This is a genomic window from Collimonas silvisoli (genome assembly GCF_018305005.1).
GTDB classification, from domain to species: Bacteria; Pseudomonadota; Gammaproteobacteria; order Burkholderiales; family Burkholderiaceae_D; genus Collimonas; species Collimonas silvisoli.
Map to the genome: position 1 here is coordinate 49,843 of NZ_JAGQEG010000014.1, position 23,648 is coordinate 73,490.

Genomic DNA, 23,648 nt, shown 5'->3' on the forward strand with positions numbered 1-23,648 from the left:
GATGGCTGCCATGCAGTCTAGTCCGATCTTGCGTCCGATCGTCATCACCAGGCCGGCGGCGCAAGCCACCGCGCTGGCGCAGCAGATTACGGCGCGCGGACGCCAGCCGGTGATTTTTCCCTTGCTGGAGATCCTGCCGCTAAGCGACACCACCGCTTTACGGGCCGTCCTCGATCAACTCAATACTTATGCATTGGTAGTGTTTGTCAGCCCGAATGCGATCGACGCCGCGTTTCGCCATATCGCAAGCTGGCCGCGGCAGCTCGCGGTCGGGATTGTCGGCGAGGGCAGCCGGGCGGCGCTGGCGCGGCATGGCGTGACGGCGCAAAATGCCACCATCTTCAGTCCGCCGGATCCGGCCAGGACCGATTCCGAAGGGCTGTTGCAGGCACTTGATCTGACTGCCTTGCGCGGTTTGCAAGTGTTGCTGGTGCGCGGCGAAAGCGGCCGTGATTTTTTTGCCGACAGCTTGCTGGCGGCGGGTGTCGAGGTGCAGGCCGTCGCCGCCTATCGACGCCAGGCGCCGGTCCTCGATGCAGCCTTGAAAAGCCGGCTGCAATTATTGCTGAATACCGAAAACGACTGGATACTGACCAGTTCGGAGGCGCTCAGGCATCTGGTGGACCTGGTGCAGGCGGTCGAAGGCAGCGCCGGTGTTGCAAAAATCCAACAGCAGAAACTCCTTGTCCCGCATGCCCGTATTGCCGAAACGGCACATGCGCTTGGATTTAACGATGTGACTCTCACCGGCTCAGGCGACGAACGGCTACTCGACGCGTTACAATTCCCGCTATGAACGAATCGATACCCACTCCAGAATCGAACCAGCCTGCTGGTCCTGCCGTCAGTGCGGCGGCATCGCCGTCGTCGCAGCCCGTGCTGCAACCTTATGCGGTCAATCAAGACAAGCGTTCGAACAACAGCTCAAAAAGGCCGCTTGGCCTGATTTACATTGCGTTGCTGCTGCTTGCCGTGCTGCTGGCCGGGCAATGGTGGGTGATGCATAGCGAGAACAACAAACTGCGCCAGGAAATCGCGCGCCGTCTGCAAGTCGGCGACAGCACCAATACCGAAACCAAGGTGCTGGTCAAGTCGGTGCAGGACGAGACCAAGGAATTGCAAGGCAAGGTCAGCGTGTTGGAAAGCAAGCAGGTCGAGTCGCAAAGCCAGCAACTGGCGCTGGAGCAGCTGTATAAGGATTTGTCGCGCAACAGCGACGATTGGGCTCTGGCCCAGGTCGAGGACGTGCTGTCGACCGCCAGCCAGCAATTGCAACTGGCCGGCAACGTCCAGGGCGCACTGATTGCGCTGCAAAATGCCGACAAGAACCTGTCGCGTTCCGACAAGCCGCAATTCATCATCGTGCGGCGCGCCATCGCCAGCGATATCGAAAAACTGAAAGCCTTGCCGACGCTGGATGTCACCGGCATCGCGGTGCGCCTTGACAGCGTCATCGGCCAGATCGACAGCATGCCGCTGTTGTCCGATGAGAAGCCGATCGTCGGCGTCAGCAAGCCGAACAACCAGGCGCTTGCCGGCAGCAAGGCAAAATCGTCCGGCAGCGCCAGCATCCCCAAATCGCAAGTTGCGGCCGATGCCGTGGTGGCTGACTGGAAGAACAGCCTGAAGGATAAATGGCAAAGCTGGAGCGCCGAGATGTGGACCGAGATCAGCCAGTTGATCAGAGTGCGTACGGTTGCCACGCCTGACGCCTTGCTGTTGTCGCCAACCCAGGCTTACTACGCCAGAGAGAACCTGAAGCTGCGTTTGCTCAACGCCCGCCTCGGTCTGCTGTCGCGTAACGAGTCGGCGTTCCGCAGCGATCTGATCGCGGCCCAGGAAACCATCAGCAAGTATTTCGATACCCGCGCCAAACAGACCCAGACCGTACAGACCATGCTGAAGCAGGTCCAGAACAGCAATCTTTCGATCACCATGCCGGCGCTGGACAGCCCCGCGGCGATCCGTACTTATAAAGGCAAGCCATAGTCCTATGCGATTCTTTCTCCGGCTTGTTGCTCTGTTTGCAGTCGCCATCGGCCTGGCCGTGCTGGCGCGTTACAACCCCGGTAACGTGGTGCTGTTTTTCCCGCCATACCGGATTGACCTGTCGCTGAATTTCTTCGTCGTAGCGCTGGCGATTCTATTCATCATCCTGTACGTGGTGATCCGGACGATCCGGGTGACCCAGAAATTGCCTGCGCGGGTGATCGGCTATCGCCGGCACAAGCTTGAAACCACCTCCAATAATGCCTTGCGCGATGCTCTCAAGTCCTTGTTCGAGGGCCGTTTCGGCCAGGCTGAAAAAGCCGCCACGCGCGCCGCCGAACTGCCAGACAACCTCGGCGTAGCGGCCTTGATCGGCGCTCGTGCCGCCCATCGCATGGGGCAACCCGAGCGCCGCGATATCTGGCTGGCCAGTATCGAAGAAAACGAGCCGCTGAAAACCGCGCGCCTGATCACCACCCTGGATTTGCTGGTGGATGAACACAAGTCGCAAGCGGCGTTGCAAACCGTCAGCGAACTGAACGGCCGCGGCACGCGTCATATCCACGCCTTGCGGCTGGCCTTGAAAGCCAACCAGCAAGCCAAGAACTGGCTGGAAGTGCTGCGCCTGGTGCGGACCCTGAACAAGCACGACGCCTTGCATCCAGCCCTGTCGACCCGCTTGCGTGAGCTGGCTTACGACGGTTTGTTGTCGGACGATGCGCACGACGCCGAATCGATTACACGGTTGTGGGCCACAGTGCCCAGCGAAGACCGGATCAAGCCGTTCATCGCCATGCGCGGCGCCCAGGCTTTCAACAAATGCGGTTTGCATGGCGAGGCGCGCGCCATCGTCGAAAAATCGCTGGCGGTCGAGTGGGACCAGCGCCTGCTGGCGGTCTACCGCGATGCGGCTGCTGCCGAGGCCAGCCCCGAGTTGCTGTCGCAAATCGAGCATTGCGAACACTGGGCGATCAAGGCGCCGAACGATGCCGAACTGGAATTGACCTTGGGCAGCTTCTGCTTCAAGCAAAAATTATGGGGCAAGGCCCAGCGTCATCTGGAGCACGCCTTGTCGGATGCAGTAGCGCCGGCCACGGTGCGCGAGGCGCATCTGAAACTGGGACAATTGCATGAGGCGATTGATCAGCAAGCGTTGGCAGCGGAGCATTACCGCCAGTGTGCGCTGGCGACCACGCTGTAGTAGCGGATATACCCTCCAGAAACCGGACCGCGCGGACACTCAGCGTCGGCTCAGATACAACTTCGCTTGCTGCAGTTCCGGCCGTACCGTGTCCGCGTTTTGCGTGAGCACGACCAGCTTCTCGTAATACGCCTTGGCTTTCGGCTTGTCCTTCAGCATCTCTGCCGCCTTCGCCGCACCGTACAGGCCGCGCAGGCGGTTGGGGGTCGCTTGCATGGCGGCCTCTTCGTGCATCACCCCCAGCGCGGATTGGTTCGCTTTAACCGAGTCTTCCCACATGCCGAGCATCGAGTAGATGTGCGAGGGCATGTGCACCGCGTGCGGCGCGGCCGGTGCGATCTGCGCGTATTGCTTGGCGAACGGCAATCCGCGCTGGGCGAGCGGCGTGTAGTCGTAGCTGTGGATCAGGTAATGGGCGACGCCCGGATGGTCGGGCTGTTCCCGGTAAATCTTTTCCAGGATCGCCGCAGCCTTGAGTTGCTTGGCGTCGGTCTTGTCGCTATGCAACGCAGTCTCGTTGAGCGCGAGGGCATAGAAAATTGCGGCTTCCGAATCATCGGGATACTTCTGCATCAGCCGTTCCATTGCCTGCTCGTAGGCCATCGTGCGCTGGTCTTGCGGGACCTTATCGTAGTCTTTAAAAAACGCCTCGGCCGCCAGCAGCCAGTCACGTTCCCGCTCGGTCTTGGGGTTCAGGGCCAAGCCCTTTTGCACTGCGTCCAACCCGCTCTTGAGCGCTGTCTCGTCGAACGGACCGACCAGCGGATTGGGACGTTGGGCGATGGCCAGCCCCCAGTAAGCGATAGCGCAGTGCGGATCGGTCTGCATGACGGCTTCAAATGCTTTGAGCGTCGCCGGGTAAAAGAACGAATGCAGCATCGCCAAGGCTTTCTCGAACTGGAGCTGTGCTGCGGGAGTGCACGAGGTTGGGAACTTCACGGTGCCGAGTTTTGCAGTACCCGGCTCTCCATGGGAGTGTTCTTCGTCGTGGCCAAGTGCGGGGCCGGCTGCAAGGATGGCGACGGCACTGGCGATGATAAGGTATTTGTGATTATTCATGAGGCGCCTCCGATTGGGGCCACGGTACCGCTTGGCACAGCGCGAGTGCCCGGATGACTCTTCATCCTAGTAAGGGGAAATGGGTTTTACAAGATGAACGATCCCTGACCATGACGTGCTGTCCTTATCTCTTTCTCTGAAGCTGCAGCGGTTCTTCTGCATGGCTGATTGATGGTTTTTGTTAAAAGCATCCCCATCCCCTATACTTGTCATCCGTCATTACTCATGAAAGAGATTCATTGAACAACCTGTTATTGGTTATCGCAGCATTATTTCTGGTAGCACTCAACGGTTTTTTTGTGGCTGCCGAATTCGGTCTGGTCAAACTACGCCAGACCCGTATCCGCGCCATTGCCAAGACCCAAGGCTTGCGGGGCCGCATTTTGGCGACCGTGCATCATCAACTGGACGCCTATCTGTCCGCCTGCCAACTCGGCATTACATTGGCCTCGCTGGGGCTAGGCTGGATCGGCGAACCGGCTTTCGCCAGCTTGTTGCAGCCGCTGTTCGGCTGGATCGGCGTCAGTTCGCCGGAGCTGATACACGGGATCTCCTTTTTCTTCGCCTTCTTCCTGATTTCCTTCCTGCACATCGTGATCGGCGAACTGGCGCCGAAGACCGTGGCGATTCGCAATCCAGAAGTGATAGGGCTGTGGTGCGCCTTGCCTCTGTATGGCTTTTACTGGGCCATGTATCCAGCCATCTGGACGCTCAACGCCAGCGCCAACTGGATCCTGCGCCTGGCCGGCCTGGCCGCCGCCCACGGCCATGACGCGCAATATTCGGCAGATGAATTGAAATTGATTCTGCGCGGCAGTCACATCGGTGAAAAATTCAACCGCGACGAATGGAATGTCCTGGCGCAATCGCTCGATTTCAGCGAACTTGAGGTCTCCGACCTGATGCGCCCTATCAATGAAATCACGGCCCTGCATCAGGCCCGCAGCCTGCCGGAAAACCTGCAGACCATTTATCGCCATCGTTTCAGCCGTTATCCCTACTTCGACCAGAGCGGCGTCAACGTACTGGGCGTGATCCATCTGAAGGATTTGTTTATCGCGCAGCAGGAAGGCAAGTCGATCGACAGTCTGAACGCTTATTTGCGGCCGGTGGAATACGTGTCGCCGCGCATGCCGGCTTTGGAATTGTTCCGCCGCTTCCGCACCGGCTCGCCGCATTTTGCCGTCATCGGTAAAAGGGGCAGCAAGCCTGAAGGTTTTATCACCCTCGATAATTTGCTGGGCGCAATGGTGGGTGAGATCCGTGACGAATTCCGTCGTAACGACAATGAATGGAGCCGCCTGGACGACGGCACCTTGCTGGGCAAGGGCAGCCTGCCGATCTTCAGTCTGGAGCGGATACTCGGCATCGACGTCGTGATCGAGGGCGACGAAGACGTCGACTCGGTGGGCGGCCTGATCATGGCCAAGCTAGGCGATCTGCCGCATGAAGGGCAAAAAATCGAATTCGACGGTTTCGATATCGTGGTCAAGAAAATGAACGGCCCGCGGATTGTGCTGGTCAAGGTGTATCCGGCGCCGCGCGCGGTGGATGCCGGATAAGCGGATAGCCGGATAGCTTAACTTACTGGTCGACTCCGTTCAGAGCTGAGCAGCGTCGGCCAGCGTTTTGCCGTCGTAGAGCGTGACCGGCACCACCACCTGGCGCGACGGTTTGCCGTCGATCGCCTCCAGCGCCAACGTCACCGCATGCTGTGAAATGGCTTCGATATTCTGCGCGACAGAGGTAAGGGCAGGGCATAGTTCAGCGGTTAATCCGTCAAAGCCGATGATGGATACGGCCTCGGGGACCGGCACCTGCAAATCCTGCAACGCGCCTAAAGCGCCGATCGCCATTTCATCGGTGCCGCAAAACACGCCGGTGGGGCGCATGCCGGCGCTCCACACTTCCCGCATCAGGCGATAACCGCCGAGTACCGACGCCTCGCCCTGCACCACGCAGCGCTCGGTATCCAAGCCGTGGCGGAGCAGGGTGTCGACAAATCCTTTTCTGCGGTCGATTTCCCACTGCACGCCGGCGTTGCCGTTCAACAGCATCAGCCTGGTATGGCCGCGCGCAATGAATTGCTGCGCCGCCAGCGTGCCGCCGGCGACATCGTCGGGGGCGACGCAAGAGATGCGCGGATCATGGCCGATCAGCACTGCCGGCACCTTGCGCTCGGTCAGCTGCCGCAAACGTTCGTCGATGTCGGTCGACTTGAACATCAGTACCGCATCCAGCCGGCGCTTGATCTGCTCCAGCGCGACAGGAACCTCGACAAACTGGATGGCACGCTCCTGCATTTCGCGCAACACGGCAAACCAGAAGCGGTTGAAATAGGGCGACAGACGATTTTCGCCGGCGCCGATCCAGATGCCCAGCGTAAACTTGGAGCGCATCGACAATTCGCGCGCCACCGGATCGGGTTCGTAACCGAGCTGCTCCATCACTCCCAGCACTTTGATGCGAGTAGCTTTGGCAACCGTCGAATGGCCATTAATGACGCGGCTGATCGTGCCGGTGGAAACACCCGCGAGCCTGGCAACATCATCGATTTTTATCTTCATATGCTTTCACGTCTGTTTTTACGTCAGCCCGACATTTTGTTTCGTTTATACATCAATTCCGAATCCGAGACTGAGCTGACGCACGGAGAATCAAGAGCCAACCGGCTGTCCAGCCATGCTGCCGGAAAAACTCCTCCGGCATGCATTTTGTGCTTGACACCGGAATAGTGGAAAGATATCTTGTAAGCGCTTACAAAGCAACCTCGGGATAAAAGCAATCAAAGAAGAGCTTTATCCCGATTTTTAAAAAGGCGGATTGTAACCGCTTACAAAACTTATAAACAGGAGACAAAATTGAGAAAACAACTTTTCTGCGCGGTACTTTCTGCGACCGTCACAAGCATCGCCTGTGCCGATGACGGCACTGTCCAACGCGGCTTCCCCGGCCTGGACGGCTTTGAATTTCATGGCTATCTGCGCGCCGGCACCGGCACCCCGATAGGCGGTAACGGCAGCAGCAGCTCGCAACCGTGCTTCCAGCTGGCCGGCGCCAGCAGCAAATACCGGCTCGGCAATGAGTGCGAGGACTATAGCGAACTGGAAGTGAAACAAAAGCTGTTCACCTTCGACAACGGCCTGACAGTAAGCGCCGACGCCATGGCCAGCTTGTATAACCCGAACAATGTCCTGCCGCATTTCAACTCCAGCACCAATGGTTCGGTGCGGCTGCCGCAGGCTTATCTGCAAGCGACCAACCTGCCCGGACTGAACCCGGAGGCGCGTATCTGGGCCGGCCGGATTTATTACCATCGCAACGATATTCATTCGATTGATTATTACTACTGGAATCCGACCGGCACCGGCGTCGGCATGGACAATGTCGAAATCAACGGCTTGAAGTACAGCTACGCCTGGTTCCGCCAGGATGCGCAATTCCAGCCTCACCTGGCGAATCGCCACGACTTCCAGGTGGACGGCATCAAGACCAATCCCAACGGCAACCTGCAGATCGGCTTGTCGCTGATGCAAAAACCGGCCGCCGTCGCCAACGGCCACGATGGCTTTTCGATTACCGTGCAACACAAGCAGGACCAGTTGTTCGGCGGCTATAACAAGGTCGCTGTCCAGTACGGTCAAGGGGCAGGGGACACGATCAATTTTGTCGACCAAGCTTTCCCGGACAGCAATACGCGGCGCTGGCGCTTCAATGAAAGCCTGTTGTGGCAGATCACGCCGAAATTCAGCGGCATGTTCGACACCATTTACGAGCATCAGACCAGCCCGGGCTACGGCCAGAACTGGTTCTCGCTGGGGGTGCGTCCGGTGTATGCGATCACTGATCATTTCAAGATGCAATTCGATCTCGGCCACGACCGCGTCAGCCCTAGCAATGGGCCGACCCGGAGCTTGACCAAATTCTCGATTGCGCCGACGCTGGCGATGGATAAATCGTTTTTCAGCCGGCCGGAACTGCGCGTGTTCTATACCTACGCAAAATGGAATAAGGCAGCCCAGGACGCCGCCGCCAGCGGCAGCACCCTGGCCAGCAACGGAGCGTTTGGCAGCGCAACGCATGGTTCCAGTTACGGTATCCAGCTGGAAACCTGGTGGTGATGCCTGGAGCTGATTTCCAAACCTGATTACCGGTGCTAAATCCGACGGTGCTAAATTCAATTATCCCGCCGATTATCCAGATTAATTGCTGACATCAAGAAAACATGGAGACAACAATGAAAAAACGCTATCTCGCAACCGCGGCAGGCGTCGCTGCCGCATGCCTGGCCATCGGTTTCGCCGGCTCGGCCAACGCCGCTACACTCAAGATATCCTGCGGCTCGGTCGGCCAGGAACTCAATCTGTGCAAGGAAAACGTCAATGCCTGGGCCAAGAAAACCGGCAACCAGGTGGTGGTGATCTCTTCGCCCAACGATGCCAGCGAGCGTCTCGCGCAATACCAGCAAATCCTCAGCTCCGGCGGCGATACGATCGATGTGTTCCAGATCGACGTGGTCTGGCCGGGCACGCTCGGCGATCACTTTATCGATCTCAAACCCTTTTCCAATGGCGTGGAAAAAGATCACTTCCCGAATGTGGTCGCGAACAATACCTACAAGGGGAAACTGGTCGGCATGCCTTGGTATATCGACGCCGGATTGCTCTACTATCGCAAAGACCTGCTCAGCAAGTACCAGCTGAATGTGCCGAACAGCTGGGACGAGCTTACCGCCGCAGCGAAAAAAATCCAGGATGCGGAACGCACCGCCGGCAACGGCAAAATGTGGGGTTATGTGTGGCAGGGGCGCGCCTACGAGGGCTTTACCTGCAATGCGCTGGAATGGGTGGCGAGCTACAACGGCGGCGCCATCATCGACGCCAAGGGCGCGGTCACCATCAACAATCCGGCGGCCGCCAAGGCGTTGCAAAACGCTGCCGGCTGGATCGGCACGATTACGCCGGCGGGCGTGCTGAATTACCAGGAAGAAGACGCGCGCGGGATTTTCCAGTCCGGCAATGCGGTCTTCATGCGCAACTGGCCGTATGCATGGTCCTTGCTGCAGAAGGATGACAGCACGGTGAAGAACAAGGTTGGCGTCGCCCCTTTGCCGAAAGGCGGCGATGGACGCAGTGCTGCCGCGCTCGGCGGCTGGCAGCTGGCGGTGTCGAAATATTCCAAGAACCAGAAACTGGCGGCCGACCTTGTGATGTACCTGACCAGCCCGGCCGTCGAGAAACAGCGGGCCATCGACGCCTCGTTCAACCCGACCATCATGAGCCTCTACAAAGACCCGGATCTGCTGAAAGCCAATCCCTTCATGGGCGATCTGTACAGCACTTTCCAAAATACGGTGGCGCGGCCATCCACTGTCACCGGCGAACGCTATAACCAGGTCAGCAATGCGTTCTGGAACATGGCGCATGAAATTTTGTCAGGCAAGCAGAAAGCCAGCGACGGCGTGGCAAAACTGCAAAGCGACTTGAATCGTTTGAGTCGCGGCGGCCACTGGTAACGCGCACATGAGCATCGTACATGAGGCCGGGATCGCGCCGGCCAAGCCGACAGCGCCGGCAATTGCCAACCGCCTGAACCAGGCGCGGACCCGCACCGCCTGGCTGTTCGTGGCGCCGTTGTTCATCGTGCTGCTGCTGATTGCCGGCTGGCCATTGCTGCGTTCGATCTGGTTCAGCGTCACCGACACCCGCCTGAACAACCTGGCCGGCGGGCAGTTCATCGGCTTGGCTAACTACATCGGCGAATACGGTGTGCTGCAAGATCCGGACTGGTGGAATGCGGTCGGCAATACCTTGCTGTTTGCCTCTGGTTCGGTGCTGCTGGAAACCTTGTTCGGCTTGAGCATCGCCATGATGCTGAATCAGCCGTCGCGGATCCGGACCCTGCTGCGGGTCGCGATCCTGGTGCCGTGGGCGATCCCGACGGTGGTCTCGGCCAAGATCTGGGCCTGGATGCTGCACGACCAGTTCGGCCTGATCAACCATCTGCTGCTGCAAGCCGGCATGCTGAGCCAGCCGCTGGCGTGGACTTCCGACCCGCATCTGGCGATGCTGACGATTGTCCTGGTCGATACCTGGAAAACCACGCCGTTCATGGCGCTGCTGATTCTGGCTGCATTGCAGATGCTGCCGCAGGATCTGTACGAAGCGGCGCGGGTCGACGGCATTCCGGTCTGGACCGTGTTCCGCAAGATCACCTTGCCGCTGATCATGCCGGGCATCCTGGTCGCCATGCTGTTCCGTGCGCTCGACGCCTTGCGCGTGTTCGACCTGATTTACGTGCTGACCTCGAACGGCAAGTCGACCAAGAGCATGTCGGTCTATGTGCGCGAGCAACTGGTTGATTTCCAGCAGGTCGGCTACGGTTCGGCCGCGGCCACTTTGCTATTCCTGATGATTGCACTGATCACAGTGATTTACCTGACTGCGGTGCGCAGCAAGATCGACGAGGAAAACTGATATGACACGCCGCCATCCGCTTGCGACCATCGGCTTTTACCTGTTCGCCGGCATCATCCTGATCTATGCGCTGTTCCCTTTCTTTTACGCCATCAGTTCATCGCTGCGCGGCGGTTCGGCCATGTTCGATCCGGAGCTGCTGCCGTCAAGCGTCACTTTCAGCCACTACGTCGATGTCTTTCTGGAGCAGCCGTTCCAGCTCAACATCCTGAACTCGATCGTGGTGGCGGTCGGTGTGGTCGCCATCTCGATGCTGCTGGCGATACTGGCGGCCTACGCCCTGGCGCGGATTCAGTTTCGCGGCCGCCGCTTGCTGCTGTTTTCGATCCTGACGGTGTCCATGTTCCCGCAGGTGGCGATTCTGTCCGGCATGTTCGAACTGATCCGCGGCCTCAAGCTGTACGACAACATCGGCGCCCTGGTGATTGCCGACCTGATTTTCACCTTGCCCTTTACCGTCTGGGTGCTGGTGACTTTCATGCGCGACTTGCCGAAGGAATTGGAAGAAGCCGCCATCATGGACGGCGCCGGTCCCTTGCGCATTGTGTTCAAAGTCTTCTTCCCGCTGCTGTGGCCGGCGCTTGCCGCCACCTCTCTGCTGGCGTTTATCGCAGCCTGGAACGAATTCCTGTTTGCGCTGACCTTCACCTTGTCCGGCGACGAGCGCACGGTGCCGGTAGCGATTTCCATGATTTCCGGCGCCAGTTCGCATGAACTCCCGTGGGGCAACATCATGGCGGCGTCGGTGGTGGTGACGCTGCCGGTGATTGCGGTCGTGCTGTTTTTCCAGCGTTACATCGTTTCCGGCCTGACCGCCGGTGCGGTAAAGGGCTAGAGCCAGGCTAGAACTAATTTAACGAATATTGACGACATGCATTCTCAATTTATCAAACAAAGGCATTCGATATGAACGAGCAAAACTGGTGGCGCGGCGCAGCGATTTATCAAATCTACCCGCGCAGTTTTCAGGATAGCAACGGCGACGGCATCGGCGATCTGGCCGGCATTACCGCGCGCATGCCTTACCTGGCGCAACTGGGTATCGACGCGATCTGGATTTCTCCCTTCTTCAAATCGCCGATGCTCGATTTCGGCTACGACGTTTCCGATTATCGCCAGGTCGATCCGATCTTCGGCGACCTTGGCGATTTCGATCGAATGATAGCGGCCGCGCACCAGCACGGCCTGAAGGTATTGATCGACCAGGTCATCAGCCACACTTCGGACCAGCACGCATGGTTCAAGGAAAGCCGCGGCAGCCGCGACAATCCGAAGCAGGATTGGTATGTCTGGGTAGATCCCCAGGCCGACGGTTCGCCGCCGAACAACTGGCAATCGATATTCGGCGGTAGCGCTTGGCAATGGGATACCCGGCGCTGCCAATACTATCTGCATAATTTCCTGAGCAGCCAGCCAGACCTGAATTTCCATCATCCCGAAGTACAGGATGCGGTGCTCGACGCCACGCGCTTCTGGCTTGAGCGCGGGGTCGACGGTTTCCGGCTCGACACCGTCAATTTCTATTTCCACGACCAGGCCCTGCGCTCCAACCCGCCGCAGCCCGCGGGGCAATATGCAGTGGGCGTTCCGCGTAACAATCCCTACGCGCTGCAGGTGCACGTCTACGACAAGACGCGGCCGGAAAACCTGGCCTTCCTCCAGCGCTTCCGGGCGTTGACCGACGCCTATCCCGGCATCGCCACCATCGGCGAGATCGGCGACGACAACCAGTACCGGACCCTGGCCGCCTACACCGCCGGCAACGACAAGCTGCATATGGCCTACACCTTCAACCTGCTGGCCGAGCAATGTTCGCCGCGCTTCATCCATGGCGTGCTGGACGAGTTCCAGCGCGAAACCGCCGGCGCCTGGGCTTGCTGGTCGCTCGGCAATCATGATGTGCCGCGGGTGGTCAGCCGCTGGCAGGAACTGGGCGACAGTCCGCTGCTGCCGGCCGTGCTGCTGGCCATGCTGGGTTCGCTGCGCGGTTCGATCTGCCTGTATCAGGGCGAGGAGCTGGCGCTGGCCGAGGCTGTCATTCCCTATGAACAGATCCAGGATCCCTACGGCAAGACCATGTGGCCCGATTTCGCCGGACGCGACGGCTGCCGCACGCCGATGCCGTGGCAGGCGGATGGCTTGCATGCCGGCTTCAGCAGCGGCGCCCCGTGGCTGCCTATCCCTGCGGCGCATCTGCCATGCGCGGCCGATCGCGCCGAAGCCGATCCGCAATCCACCTTGCATCGCTACCGGCATTTCCTGCGCTGGCGCAAACAGCAGCCGGCATTGATTCACGGCGAGATGGAACTGCTGGCCCCAAGCGACCAGGTGGTCGCCATGATCCGGCGTGACGAGGCACAAACCGTACTCTGCCTGTTCAATCTGTCGAACGCCGCAGCCATCTATGCGCTGCCGGCGGGAATGTCTTTCCAAGCTCTGGGCGGACACGGTTTTCATTCTGAAATTGACGGCGGCCAGGTAACGCTGCCGCCATACCAGGCATTTTTCGGCACACCGGGATAAAGGACAGGACGCCATGACAGCTATTTCATTGTGCAATGTGCACAAGCGTTACAACGCCAAGGCTTTGGTCATCAACAATATCAACCTGGAAATCACGCAAGGTGAATTCTGCGTCTTTATCGGGCCCTCCGGCTGTGGCAAATCGACCTTGCTGCGCATGATCGCCGGCCTGGAAGAGATTTCCGGCGGCGAGCTGAGCATCGATGGCCGCCTGGTCAATCACTTGCCGCCTTCCGAGCGTGATGTGGCAATGGTGTTCCAAAGCTACGCGCTGTACCCGCACATGAGCGTGTTTGAAAACATGGCGTTCGGCTTGCGCATCGCCATCAAGAACGAGCAGGAAGTCCAGCGCCGCGTGGCCGAAGCAGTGCGCATGTTGCAGCTGGAGCCGCTGCTCGATTACAAGCCGCGCCAGCTCTCGGGCGGGCAGCGGCAGCGGGTCGCCATCGGCCGCGCGATCGTGCGCCAGCCGAAAGTATTTTTGTTTGACGAACCCTTATCCAACCTGGATGCCGGCCTGCGCGTGCAGACCCGGATCGAGTTGGCGCACCTGCACCGCAAGATCGGTTCCGCGACCTCGATTTATGTTACCCACGATCAAGTCGAAGCGATGACCCTGGCCGATCAGATCGTGCTGCTGAACGCCGGCCCCGCCGTGCTGAAGGATGGCAGCGTGGCGCAGGCAGGCAGACCGCTGGAGCTTTACCATCGCCCGGTGAATCGCTTTGTGGCCGGCTTCATTGGTTCGCCGTCGATGAATTTTTTGCCTGGCACGGTGGCCGCGCTCGACGGCAGCGGCGTCTCGGTACGCTTGCCGGGCGGCGATCTGGTAAGCGCGAGAGTCAGCCCGGCCGGGCTCGCCGTCGGCCAGGAAGTGACCATCGGCATACGGCCTGAGCATATCCTGCTGGGGCACTCCGGCCTCGGCGGAAAGCTGGCGCATGTCGAACATCTGGGCGAACACAGCTACGTCTACGTGCACGTCGCCGGCGTCGCCCAGCCGCTGGTCTATACCCATCCCTCAACCTTCCGGCAAGCGCCGGGAGTCCCGCTATATCTCAAGCTGCCGCCGGAATCGCTGCATCTGTTCGTCGCCGACGGACGGGCGCAACGGCGGCTGCATGTGGCCGAACTTGATGCATAAAACCATGCCTACAACAACTACAGACGTGCGCACCGAACTTAAACCGCAACGGCTTGCCAGCCCCTCCGAAGTATGGGGAGCCTTGTTTGACGCGGTTCAGTTGCAGCGCATTTTTGTCGACAGCAAGACTTTTGTCGACATGGAACCCAGGCAGCCGCCGGCGGCCATCCTCGCGCTTTACGAGGAAAGCAGAAAGCAGGACGGGTTCGACCTGTTAGCGTTCGTAGAGCAGCATTTCTCTCGCCCGGCGGCAACTGCGCAGACTTACCAGTCCGACCCGCAAGGCAGTCTGCGCGCCCACATTGCTTCCATGTGGGAGATACTGCTACGCCGCCCCGACGGCGACGCCGTGCCCGGTTCTTCGCTGCTGCCGCTGACGCATTCCTATATCGTGCCGGGCGAACGTTTCGGCGAAATCTACTACTGGGACAGCTACTTCACCATGCTCGGCCTGGAACAAAGCGGCAAGCACGCGCTGGTGGACGGCATGGTGGATAATTTTGCCGCGCTGATCAACCGTTACGGCCATATTCCAAACGGCAACCGCAGCTATTTCCTGAGCCGCTCGCAACCGCCTTTCTTTTCCTCGATGGTGGAGCTGGTGGCGCAGCGCGAAGGCGAGCAGGCTTACGTGCGCTGGCAAACGGCGCTGGCAACCGAATACGCCTACTGGATGGATGGCGCCGACAGATTGCAGCCAGGCCAGGCGTACCGGCATCTGGTCAGCGCGGCGGACGGCTTGCTGCTCAACCGCTATTGGGACGACCTGGCGGCGCCGCGCGAAGAAGCGTATCGCGAAGACATCGCTACCGCCGATCCGTCTACGCGGCCGGCCGGAGAGATCTGGCGCAATCTGCGCGCAGGCGCCGCCAGCGGCTGGGATTACAGCTCGCGCTGGCTGGCCGACGGCCACACGCTGGCCAGCATACGCACCATAGAATTGCTGCCGGTCGATCTCAATTGCCTGCTGCTGCATCTGGAACAGACGCTGGCTAAATCCTATGCGGCCAGCGGCGACGCCCAATCCGCCACGCTCTACCGCCGCCACGCAAGGAGCCGCGCAGCAGCCATCAAGACGCTGTTGTGGGATAGCGCGAACGCCATCTTTTGCGATTATTTCTGGCGTCGGCAGCAAACCTCGCCGGCGGTCACCGCCGCCATGCTGTATCCCTTGTTTTTCGGTGTGGCGACAGTACAGCAGGCCACGGGCGTGGCCCAATGCATCAGCGAAAAACTGCTGCGTAGCGGCGGCCTGGCAACCACCACCGTCAATAGCGGCCAGCAATGGGATGCGCCGAACGGCTGGGCGCCGCTGCAATGGATCGCGATAGCGGGCCTGCGCCGCTACGGCTACGCAGACCTGGCCAGGGAAATCGCCAGCCGCTGGGTCGGCAACAATGTCGCGCGCTTTCGCCGCACCGGCGGGCTGCTGGAGAAATACAATGTCGAAGACGGCAGCGACGCCGTCGACGCCGAATATGTGACACAGCACGGTTTCGGCTGGACCAACGGCGTGCTGCTCAAATTATTGACTATGTATCCAGAGCTGGATTGCTGACTGCCGCGATCCCATTTCTGAGAGAGTGGCCGACTCTACGGGAAAATCGCGCCCAGGCGTACCGCCCAGCCTGCCATCGGGGTGGCGGACCAGGCATTGCGGTTAAACAGGTAAAGGCGCTGGCTGCGCAGTTTGTCCGGCCACGGCTGTTCGTCCAGCGACAAGCCCAGGCTAGGCTGGCATTCCGGACGCGGGAAGCGGCCGTCCTGATCGAGGACTTCGCGCATGCGTTTGGTGTCGCCATTCATGCGGAACGCCATCGGCACCACTTCATCGGCCGGCAGATCGCTGAGCCAGGCGTCGCCCACGCACCACGACGCCAGCGCCGTGATCGACAAGGCGACGTTAGCGGGCAGGGCGTCGCGGCTGCGTCTGACGATGTCGGCCAGAAACGGTTTCTGGCTATGCATGACTTCGAAATCGAGCTGCACCACCTGGCTAGGGCTGCGGGTCGCGGCGGCAGTCACCGCGTTGACGATAATGCGTTTTTGTTTTTCGTTCAGCGCCGGTTTATGCGCGCCACCCGCCATGTCGATATGCACGATGGTGACCAGCGGTGTTTTTTGCTGCAGGCGGTTGTCTGCATACCACGCCAGCGGCAGGCGCAGAGCTTGCTGGCGGCGGCGGACAGTGGCGCTGCCGTCGCGCAGCAGGATGGTGGTGTCGAGCACCGCAACGCCGATCCGCTGTTCCTGGTTCGAGGGCGCCGGTTTGGTCTCAGCGCCATTGAGTCTGGCTTGCCGGGCGCTGCCGTCGATCCAGGTGCGAACGTCGTCGGGCCGTTCCCCCACCCATAGCATCAGCGGCGGCAGAGCCGCAAGCGCCGCTTGTCTGCTGGCAAACGCCGGCGGCGCCTCGGGCGGTTTGGCCGGCACCGGTTTTGCGAGCAGATCAGCACTGCACAGCAGCAACAGGCAAGACAAACCGTGCCGGCCGAGCCAGATGCGGCGCAGCCGGCGGGCTGAAGCTGACAGCAAATCTGACAGAAAATAAATTGTGCTCAAAATGACTTCTCGGATTGAATGCCGCCGCGGTCGATAAAAAGGGCAAGAACCGCTTCTTGCCCTTTTGTCCGTTTTTCCCGCTACCGGCAACTGCTGATAGTTACTGAGTTACTGCATGAACCAGCCGTGGCTGACCACGATCGATTGCCCGGTCAGCGCGTTGGATTCGAAGCCGCCGAGGAAAATCGCGGTCTGCGCTACATCGTGGGTAGTGGTGAATTCGCCGTCCACGGTATCTTTCAACATCACAGTCTTGACCACCTGGTCTTCAGTAATGCCGAGTTCCTTGGCTTGTTCCGGGATCTGCTTTTCCACCAGCGGCGTACGGACGAAACCAGGGCAGATGACGTTGGCGCGGATATTGTTTTTCGCGCCTTCCTTGGCGACCACTTTGGCCAGGCCGATCAAACCGTGCTTGGCGGTGACGTACGGCGCTTTCAGCGGCGAGGCTTCATGCGAATGGACCGATCCCATGTAGATGATGGCGCCGCCGTTGCCCTTCTTGATCATTTCGCGCATCGCTGCGCGCGTAGTCAGGTAAGCGCCGTCGAGATGGATCGCCAGCATCTTTTTCCAGTTGTCCAGGGTCGAATCGACGATAGGGGCGATGATCTGGATCCCGGCATTGCTGATCAGGACGTCGATGCTGCCATAGGCGGCGACGGCGTCGGCGATGCCTTTGTCGACCTGCGCTTCATCGGTAACGTTCATGGCGACTGCCATCGCGACGCCGCCCGACTGGCTGATCTCGTTGGCGGTGGCGGTGGCGGCGTCGAGCGCCAGGTCGGCGATCACGACCTTGGCGCCGGCGCGTGCGTATTCGATGGCGATTTCCTTGCCGATGCCGCTGGCGGAACCTGTAATCAGTGCAACTTTATCTTTGAGTGACATGGCAAATCCTTTACGTGTTTATTTGGCGAGGTAATCATAAGCGACGGTGCCCAACGGCAAAGTCAGATCGGTCAAAATATGTACTGCAGAGATAACTTCCAGCACCGGCAGATCGGCGACAGGAGCCAGTGCATGGGGATGCAGGTCGAGCGCGCCAGGCCCGCTCCACGCACCTTTAACGATGATGTCGGTCAGGCTGTACTGTACCAGTTCGCAGATACGCGGTGTGCCATCCACGTGAGGAATGATCTTCAGTAGAAAACTAGGGGTTTCCAGCGATTTTTTCACGGCAGCGCTATCGAGCGTCTTGTGCTTGTAGCCCATGGTGCCAGTGGCGATCCGGAAATCGCTATAGTCAAGCGTACCCATCAGCGTGTCAGTGTGCACCTGCAATTCCGGGCTGCCGAGTTTCTTTGGAAAACCCCATAATTCACGGCCGCCGGCAATCGGCGGGTGATCGTTCAGGTACATATTGTGGACATAGCCTCCGGCCACGCCGTCCAATGTCACCGGGATTACCTGTCCCGATTCGCAGTAATGGCCAAAGCCGGTCGAATCAGGCATTTTGATGAATTCGAACTTGACGATAGGTTCGACGAACTGCAACGGTGCTGGAATGATTTTCTTGAGCGCTTCCGGATCGGTGCGATAGGTGATGATCAAAAACTCACGATCGACGAAGCGATAGGGGCCCGGCGGAAAGGCCGGATTGTGGATAGGCATCGCAAAGGCGTTTTTGCGGACATCGTTTTCAGTCATAGATCTTCCTTGTTATAAAAGACTTGCTGGCGATACGTTTTGTTTGAGACAGACGATACAGACGAAAGGTTGCCATTACTTTCCATGTTTTGTGCAACGCATTTGTTTCGGCTCAGATGTAAAACATGATGTTATTAATGATGCAATACAAGCATACGTTGCCGCAAACCAGAATACACAAGCATTGTGACAAGACCATCTCAAGTTTCCTTAATACGTACTAATACGTATTGCTAGTTAAGGATTGCTTGATAAAGTCTCGCAGGCTAAATATCTCATGCAGGAATTTACTTGAAGGGCAATACAGAACAGAATGTATCCCTGTGCAATATTGTCAATCAAGGTTGCCAATTCAGGAGATTGCGGAAAACGTGCCCTGTGATGATTGCACAAAATGCAATTTTCTGTCGGCGAGTGCAAATAACTTGAGTGATGGTAGCGTTATCAGCTACAGTGGCGCACTTTTTTCAGTCTTTTCCTGTTCCGGCATTCATGGAGGATGAGCGGATTGTTGGGTAAAAAAGTAGGCGGCATGATCGGCGCCAGCCATATTGCTACGTGTACGTGTGTGTAAGCGCAGGCAAGCGGTCAGCGGTGATAATCTAAAAAAAACGTAGTCTAATCGGAGAGGACAAATGGCAAAACCAGCGCTCTACAAATCGCTTTATGTGCAAGTATTGACCGCCATCGTGATCGGCGTCGTGCTTGGGCATCTGTATCCGGAAACCGGGGCGGCCATGAAGCCGCTCGGCGACGGCTTCATCAAACTGATCAAGATGATCATTGCGCCGGTGATTTTCTGCACCGTGGTGATCGGCATCGCCGGCATGGAAGACATGAAGAAAGTCGGCAAGACCGGCGGCCTGGCCTTGCTGTATTTTGAAATCATGAGCACCGTCGCCTTGATCCTCGGCCTGGTGGTGGTCAATGTCTGGCATCCGGGCAGCGGCATGCACGTCGATTTGAGCGCGCTCGACACCAAGAGCATTGCCGCCTATACCGGCCCGGGCAAGATGGAATCGACCAGCGAATTCCTGTTCCACATCATTCCAAGCAGCTTTGTCGACGCCTTTGCCAAGAACGAGATTCTGCAAGTGTTGCTGATCGCGATACTGTTCGGCTTCGCGCTGCATAAGTTCGGCGGCCGCGGCACGCTGGTGTTCGATTTTGTTGAAAAATTCTCGCATGTGCTGTTCGGCATGGTCGGCCTGATCATGAAAGTCGCACCTATCGGCGCCTTCGGCGCGATGGCTTTCACCATCGGCAAATACGGCGTCGGCTCCTTGCTGTCGCTGGGCCAGCTGATGGGCGCGTTTTATCTGACCTGCCTGCTGTTCATCTTCGTCGTGCTGGGAATAGTCGCCAAGGTGCATGGCTTCAGCGTCTGGAAGTTCGTCAAATACATCAAGGAAGAATTGCTGATCGTGCTCGGCACTTCGTCCTCGGAATCGGTGCTGCCGCGCCTGATGGGCAAGATGGAAAACCTGGGCGCCAAGAAATCGGTGGTCGGCCTGGTGATTCCAACCGGTTACTCGTTCAATCTTGACGGCACCTCGATCTACCTGACCATGGCAGCGGTATTCATCGCCCAGGCGACCGATACGCCGATGACGCTGGTGCAGCAACTGACCTTGCTGGCAGTCCTGCTGCTGACTTCCAAAGGCGCCGCCGGCGTCACCGGCAGCGGTTTCATCGTGCTGGCGGCGACTTTGTCGGCGGTAGGCCATGTGCCGGTCGCCGGGCTGGCGCTGATCCTGGGTATCGACCGTTTCATGTCGGAAGCGCGCGCCCTGACCAATACCATCGGCAATGGCGTCGCGACTATCATCGTGGCGAAATGGACCGGCGAGCTGGATGAGCAGCGCTTGCACAGTCAACTGGATAACAAGGGTGTCGACGCCGAGCAGGAACTGGCGATGCGCGAAGCCGCGCTTGCGAAGGCGGATCAGCGCGATCATACGTAACGATCATACGTAAGTCAGGCAGGCAGGGTGGCGCACCCTGAAATGAAAAAAGGAGATGCAATCGCATCTCCTTTTTTACGTCTGCAGCTTGCCGGCTCAGTTCAGCTTGACCGCATGCTCACGCGTTTCGTGGAACACGACTTGCGGCCAGCGCTCTTGCGTCAGACGCAGGTTGACGCCAGAGGTCGCCAGATAAGCCATGTTGCCGGCAGCATCATAAGCGACGTTATGACCAGCGGATGATTTCTCGAAATCGGCCAGGATCTTCTTGTCGTCGCAGGTGATCCAGCGTGCGCTGCTGATGCTGGTGCCTTCGAATACCGCATCGACGCCGTACTCGTTGAGCAGGCGGCTGGCGACCACTTCAAACTGCAGCACGCCAACGCCGCCCAATACCAGATCGCTGCTGGTGACCGGTTTGAAAACCTGGATCGCGCCTTCTTCACCGAGCTGTTGCAAGCCCTTATGCAATTGCTTGATCTTGAGCGGATTGCGAATCCGCACCGAGCGGAAAAAGTCCGGCGCGAAGTAGGGGATGCCGGTGAACTGCAACAGCTCGCCTTCGGAGAAACTGTCGCCGATCTGCATGTTGCCGTGGTTAGGCAGGCCGATGATGTCGCCGGCGTAGGCTTCTTCCACCTGCTCGCGGCTGGAGGCCATGAAGGTCACCACGTTCGATACCTTGATCTCGCGGTTCAGGCGCAGGTGCTTGATCTTCATGCCGCGCTGGAAGTGGCCGGAGCAGACCCGCAAGAAAGCAATCCGGTCGCGGTGAGCCGGGTCCATATTGGCCTGGATCTTGAACACGAAACCGGAGAAGCTGGCTTCTTTCGGTTCTACGGTGCGCACTGTCGCATCGCGCGAACCCGGCGGTTGAGCCCAGTCGATCAGGGCGTTGAGGATTTCGCGGATACCGAAGTTGTTGATGGCGGAACCGAAGAATACCGGGGTTTGCACGCCGGCCAGGAACGCTTCCTGATCGAAAGGATGGGAAGCGCCGTGCACCAGTTCGACTTCCATCCGCAACTGTTCGATTTCACGCGGGAACATTTCATCCAGGCGCGGGTTGTCGATGCCCTTGATGACTTCGAAAGCCTGGTCAGCCTTGTCGTTGCCGGCGGCGAACAGCAGGATCTCGTCGCGCAGCAGGTGATACACGCCGCGGAAAGTCTTGCCCATGCCGATCGGCCAGGTGACCGGCGCGCACTGGATCTTCAGCACCGATTCCAGCTCGTCCAGCAACTCCAGCGGATCGCGGGTTTCGCGGTCCATCTTGTTCATCAGGGTGATGATCGGCGTATTGCGCATGCGGCAGACATTGAGCAGCTTGATGGTCTGGGTTTCGACGCCCTTGGCGGCATCGATCACCATCAGCGCCGAGTCGACCGCCGTCAGCACCCGATAGGTATCTTCCGAGAAGTCCTGGTGGCCCGGGGTGTCGAGCAGGTTGACCACGTGGTCGCGGTATTCGAACTGCATGACCGAGCTGGCGACGGAAATGCCGCGCTGCTTTTCGATATCCATCCAGTCCGAGGTCGCATGGCGGCCGCTTTTGCGGCCCTTGACGGTGCCCGCCAGCTGGATCGCGCCGGAAAACAGCAGCAATTTTTCAGTCAGCGTAGTTTTGCCGGCATCCGGGTGGGAAATGATGCCGAAGGTGCGGCGCCGCGCCACTTCGCTGGCGATTTGTTCGACGGATACATTGTTGGCGGCGATGTCGGCAGTATCTGCAGTATCGGCGGTGCTAATAACGTCCGGTTGCTCGGAGACGGGTTCTTGCATGATGCGTGGTTCAGGCGGTCTCGGCCGCCTGCCTTGAGAATAATGGATGCGAGGAAAAAACGGGAAACCTGCCGGCCGGCCGCGGTTGTGGCCGCATATTGGCAGTTTCGATAACCCGCGATTATAACGTATGTCGGGTGACCGGCCAGAGTTAGTAAAACGACTATATGTGAAACTTTCGTAATGCAATGGCCTGGCGTTTTTAAGACTTAACTTATTGTCAATTGCACATTTTTGCGGCAATAATCAAAGTTATTGTCAATCGATTAATAAACCCCGCCAAGCGTAGCCGTTACCTTGCCTTTTTGATGCCAATTAGCCACAAATGTGTCAAAGATTGCAAAGTAGTCCATGTTTCTGGGAATTCCCGTAGGAAAACATGATGACACTTTGTAAAATCGCGCCTCGGGGAAATAATAAAGAAGGCAGCACATGGGGAAGTACACCTTATCCAACCAAGGTGGTGGGAGCTTATCGACTTTAGCAAGGGGAATGGGCGTCAGTCTGCTACTGGCGACAATCATGCACGAAGGTTTGGCGCAAACGATCCAGCCGCCTGACCTGGAGGAATTGCGTCGCCGTGATCCGAGTGTGCAAACGCCGTCAAGCGAAGAGCAGCGGCGTCGTAATCAGGCCGATTTGCAGGAACGCCAACGGCAATTGCAAGCGCCTAACGTCAGTCTGGAAGACAAGGCAGTCGCAGAGGCGCTCGACGGCCTGAGCCTGCCCAGCGAATCGCCATGCTTTCCGATTCACCAGTTTGTCCTCGATGTCCCGTCGCAATTGCCGCCGGCGATCCGCGCTGCCGGTGCCAGCGATTTGCCGTTTGATCATTTCCGCTTTGCCCAGGATTACCTGCGGCAGTACAACGGCGCCTGTATCGGCAAGGCCGGCCTGGACTTGATCGTCAAGCGCCTGACCAATCTGATGTTGAAGCGCGGCTATAGCACCACGCGGCTTGGCATTCCCGAGCAGGATCTCTCCAGCGGTGTGCTGAAACTGGTGCTGGTGCCGGGTGTGATCCGCGCGATTCGCTTTGCCGATCCCAGTCTCTACGGCACCTGGCGCAATGCTTTCCCCACCGGCCCCGGCAACTTGCTCAACCTGCGCGATCTGGAACAGGGGTTAGAGCAGATGAAGCGTATCCCCAGCCAGGATGTCAGCATGGAAATCGTCCCCGGCGAAATGCCCGGCGAGAGCGACGTGGTCATTACGGTCAAGCGCGGCAAACCGTGGAAGCTGACCGGCACCCTGGACGACAGCGGCGCGAAAGGCACCGGCAAGCTGCAGGCCGGACT

19 protein-coding genes are annotated in these 23,648 nt (G+C 58.7%); 13 read left to right on the plus strand and 6 right to left on the minus strand.

Annotation, left to right across the window (positions count from 1 at the left end):
* Positions 1 to 10 precede the first annotated feature (10 nt).
* From KHU33_RS05470 to KHU33_RS05480, 3 genes are read left to right on the plus strand one after another with little or no spacing between them, the layout of a single operon-like run.
* The gene (locus KHU33_RS05470) at positions 11 to 796 is read left to right on the plus strand and encodes a uroporphyrinogen-III synthase (RefSeq protein ID WP_211461497.1); all 786 of its coding nucleotides are present in this window, start codon (positions 11 to 13) and stop codon (positions 794 to 796) included.
* Positions 793 to 1,989 (plus strand): uroporphyrinogen-III C-methyltransferase, encoded by a 1,197-nt coding sequence (locus tag KHU33_RS05475; protein WP_211461498.1) that lies wholly within the window; start codon positions 793 to 795, stop codon positions 1,987 to 1,989. The genes KHU33_RS05470 and KHU33_RS05475 overlap by 4 nt, the downstream gene beginning before the upstream one ends.
* A gap of 4 nt (positions 1,990 to 1,993) precedes the next feature.
* Entirely contained in the window at positions 1,994 to 3,190 is a 1,197-nt protein-coding gene (locus tag KHU33_RS05480; protein ID WP_211461499.1) for a heme biosynthesis protein HemY, read from the plus strand.
* Positions 3,191 to 3,229: 39 nt separating this feature from the next.
* On the opposite strand, the gene KHU33_RS05485 is transcribed toward KHU33_RS05480, so the two are convergent.
* Positions 3,230 to 4,249 (minus strand): hypothetical protein, encoded by a 1,020-nt coding sequence (locus KHU33_RS05485; protein WP_211461500.1) that lies wholly within the window; start codon positions 4,247 to 4,249, stop codon positions 3,230 to 3,232.
* 239 nt (positions 4,250 to 4,488) lie between these two features.
* Here KHU33_RS05485 and KHU33_RS05490 point away from each other — a divergent pair, with 239 nt between their 5' ends.
* Entirely contained in the window at positions 4,489 to 5,811 is a 1,323-nt protein-coding gene (locus KHU33_RS05490) for a hemolysin family protein (RefSeq protein WP_211461501.1), read from the plus strand.
* Positions 5,812 to 5,850: 39 nt separating this feature from the next.
* Here KHU33_RS05490 and KHU33_RS05495 read toward each other — a convergent pair whose 3' ends face one another.
* Entirely contained in the window at positions 5,851 to 6,816 is a 966-nt protein-coding gene (locus KHU33_RS05495; RefSeq protein WP_211461502.1) for a LacI family DNA-binding transcriptional regulator, read from the minus strand.
* Positions 6,817 to 7,110: 294 nt separating this feature from the next.
* On the opposite strand from KHU33_RS05495, the gene KHU33_RS05500 reads away from it, so the two are divergent.
* The 7 genes from KHU33_RS05500 (at position 7,111) to treF (ending at position 15,950) form a co-directional block, all read left to right on the plus strand.
* Complete coding sequence (locus KHU33_RS05500; RefSeq protein WP_211461503.1) at positions 7,111 to 8,370, plus strand: maltoporin; 1,260 nt, start codon at positions 7,111 to 7,113, stop codon at positions 8,368 to 8,370.
* Between the two features lie 116 nt (positions 8,371 to 8,486).
* Positions 8,487 to 9,764, plus strand: coding sequence for an ABC transporter substrate-binding protein (locus tag KHU33_RS05505; RefSeq protein ID WP_230414069.1), 1,278 nt, complete (start codon positions 8,487 to 8,489; stop codon positions 9,762 to 9,764).
* A 7-nt stretch (positions 9,765 to 9,771) separates the two neighbouring features.
* Positions 9,772 to 10,725, plus strand: coding sequence for a carbohydrate ABC transporter permease (locus KHU33_RS05510; protein ID WP_211461505.1), 954 nt, complete (start codon positions 9,772 to 9,774; stop codon positions 10,723 to 10,725).
* 1 nt (position 10,726) lies between these two features.
* Positions 10,727 to 11,560, plus strand: coding sequence for a carbohydrate ABC transporter permease (locus KHU33_RS05515; RefSeq protein ID WP_211461506.1), 834 nt, complete (start codon positions 10,727 to 10,729; stop codon positions 11,558 to 11,560).
* A 71-nt stretch (positions 11,561 to 11,631) separates the two neighbouring features.
* Positions 11,632 to 13,248, plus strand: coding sequence for an alpha-glucosidase family protein (locus KHU33_RS05520; protein WP_211461507.1), 1,617 nt, complete (start codon positions 11,632 to 11,634; stop codon positions 13,246 to 13,248).
* 13 nt (positions 13,249 to 13,261) lie between these two features.
* On the plus strand, positions 13,262 to 14,392 hold the full coding sequence (locus KHU33_RS05525; RefSeq protein ID WP_211461508.1) for an ABC transporter ATP-binding protein: 1,131 nt from the start codon (positions 13,262 to 13,264) through the stop codon (positions 14,390 to 14,392).
* Between the two features lie 4 nt (positions 14,393 to 14,396).
* Positions 14,397 to 15,950 (plus strand): alpha,alpha-trehalase TreF, encoded by a 1,554-nt coding sequence (treF, locus tag KHU33_RS05530; RefSeq protein WP_211461509.1) that lies wholly within the window; start codon positions 14,397 to 14,399, stop codon positions 15,948 to 15,950.
* A 35-nt stretch (positions 15,951 to 15,985) separates the two neighbouring features.
* On the opposite strand, the gene KHU33_RS05535 is transcribed toward treF, so the two are convergent.
* From KHU33_RS05535 to KHU33_RS05545, 3 genes are all read right to left on the minus strand, one after another.
* Positions 15,986 to 16,954 carry a hypothetical protein gene (locus KHU33_RS05535; protein ID WP_211461510.1) on the minus strand — a complete coding sequence of 323 codons (969 nt, stop codon included), beginning with the start codon at positions 16,952 to 16,954 and terminating at the stop codon, positions 15,986 to 15,988.
* A gap of 108 nt (positions 16,955 to 17,062) precedes the next feature.
* A complete protein-coding gene (locus KHU33_RS05540) occupies positions 17,063 to 17,845 on the minus strand; it encodes a 3-hydroxybutyrate dehydrogenase (protein WP_211461511.1) in 783 nt (260 codons plus the stop codon).
* A gap of 18 nt (positions 17,846 to 17,863) precedes the next feature.
* A complete protein-coding gene (locus KHU33_RS05545; RefSeq protein WP_211461512.1) occupies positions 17,864 to 18,604 on the minus strand; it encodes an acetoacetate decarboxylase in 741 nt (246 codons plus the stop codon).
* Between the two features lie 635 nt (positions 18,605 to 19,239).
* Here KHU33_RS05545 and KHU33_RS05550 point away from each other — a divergent pair.
* Entirely contained in the window at positions 19,240 to 20,568 is a 1,329-nt protein-coding gene (locus tag KHU33_RS05550) for a dicarboxylate/amino acid:cation symporter (protein ID WP_211461513.1), read from the plus strand.
* Positions 20,569 to 20,664: 96 nt separating this feature from the next.
* Here KHU33_RS05550 and KHU33_RS05555 read toward each other — a convergent pair whose 3' ends face one another.
* The gene (locus KHU33_RS05555) at positions 20,665 to 22,350 is read right to left on the minus strand and encodes a peptide chain release factor 3 (RefSeq protein ID WP_211461514.1); all 1,686 of its coding nucleotides are present in this window, start codon (positions 22,348 to 22,350) and stop codon (positions 20,665 to 20,667) included.
* Between the two features lie 522 nt (positions 22,351 to 22,872).
* Between KHU33_RS05555 and KHU33_RS05560 the strand changes: the two genes are divergently transcribed.
* Positions 22,873 to 23,648, plus strand: a 776-nt coding sequence (locus KHU33_RS05560) for a POTRA domain-containing protein (RefSeq protein WP_268907111.1), incomplete at its 3' end; no start/stop codon positions are given.

What these genes read in the sequence shown, in the direction of transcription:
- KHU33_RS05495 (WP_211461502.1), bottom strand. Translation starts at nt 6,816, where the DNA reads ATGAAGATAAAAATCGATGATGTTGCCAGGCTCGCGGGTGTTTCCACC.
- KHU33_RS05510 (WP_211461505.1), top strand. Translation starts at nt 9,772, where the DNA reads ATGAGCATCGTACATGAGGCCGGGATCGCGCCGGCCAAGCCGACAGCG.
- KHU33_RS05520 (WP_211461507.1), top strand. Translation starts at nt 11,632, where the DNA reads ATGAACGAGCAAAACTGGTGGCGCGGCGCAGCGATTTATCAAATCTAC.
- KHU33_RS05505 (WP_230414069.1), top strand. Translation starts at nt 8,487, where the DNA reads ATGAAAAAACGCTATCTCGCAACCGCGGCAGGCGTCGCTGCCGCATGC.
- KHU33_RS05470 (WP_211461497.1), top strand. Translation starts at nt 11, where the DNA reads ATGCAGTCTAGTCCGATCTTGCGTCCGATCGTCATCACCAGGCCGGCG.
- KHU33_RS05545 (WP_211461512.1), bottom strand. Translation starts at nt 18,604, where the DNA reads ATGACTGAAAACGATGTCCGCAAAAACGCCTTTGCGATGCCTATCCAC.
- KHU33_RS05515 (WP_211461506.1), top strand. Translation starts at nt 10,727, where the DNA reads ATGACACGCCGCCATCCGCTTGCGACCATCGGCTTTTACCTGTTCGCC.
- KHU33_RS05485 (WP_211461500.1), bottom strand. Translation starts at nt 4,249, where the DNA reads ATGAATAATCACAAATACCTTATCATCGCCAGTGCCGTCGCCATCCTT.
- KHU33_RS05475 (WP_211461498.1), top strand. Translation starts at nt 793, where the DNA reads ATGAACGAATCGATACCCACTCCAGAATCGAACCAGCCTGCTGGTCCT.
- KHU33_RS05525 (WP_211461508.1), top strand. Translation starts at nt 13,262, where the DNA reads ATGACAGCTATTTCATTGTGCAATGTGCACAAGCGTTACAACGCCAAG.
- treF (WP_211461509.1), top strand. Translation starts at nt 14,397, where the DNA reads ATGCCTACAACAACTACAGACGTGCGCACCGAACTTAAACCGCAACGG.
- KHU33_RS05555 (WP_211461514.1), bottom strand. Translation starts at nt 22,350, where the DNA reads ATGCAAGAACCCGTCTCCGAGCAACCGGACGTTATTAGCACCGCCGAT.
- KHU33_RS05540 (WP_211461511.1), bottom strand. Translation starts at nt 17,845, where the DNA reads ATGTCACTCAAAGATAAAGTTGCACTGATTACAGGTTCCGCCAGCGGC.
- KHU33_RS05550 (WP_211461513.1), top strand. Translation starts at nt 19,240, where the DNA reads ATGGCAAAACCAGCGCTCTACAAATCGCTTTATGTGCAAGTATTGACC.
- KHU33_RS05480 (WP_211461499.1), top strand. Translation starts at nt 1,994, where the DNA reads ATGCGATTCTTTCTCCGGCTTGTTGCTCTGTTTGCAGTCGCCATCGGC.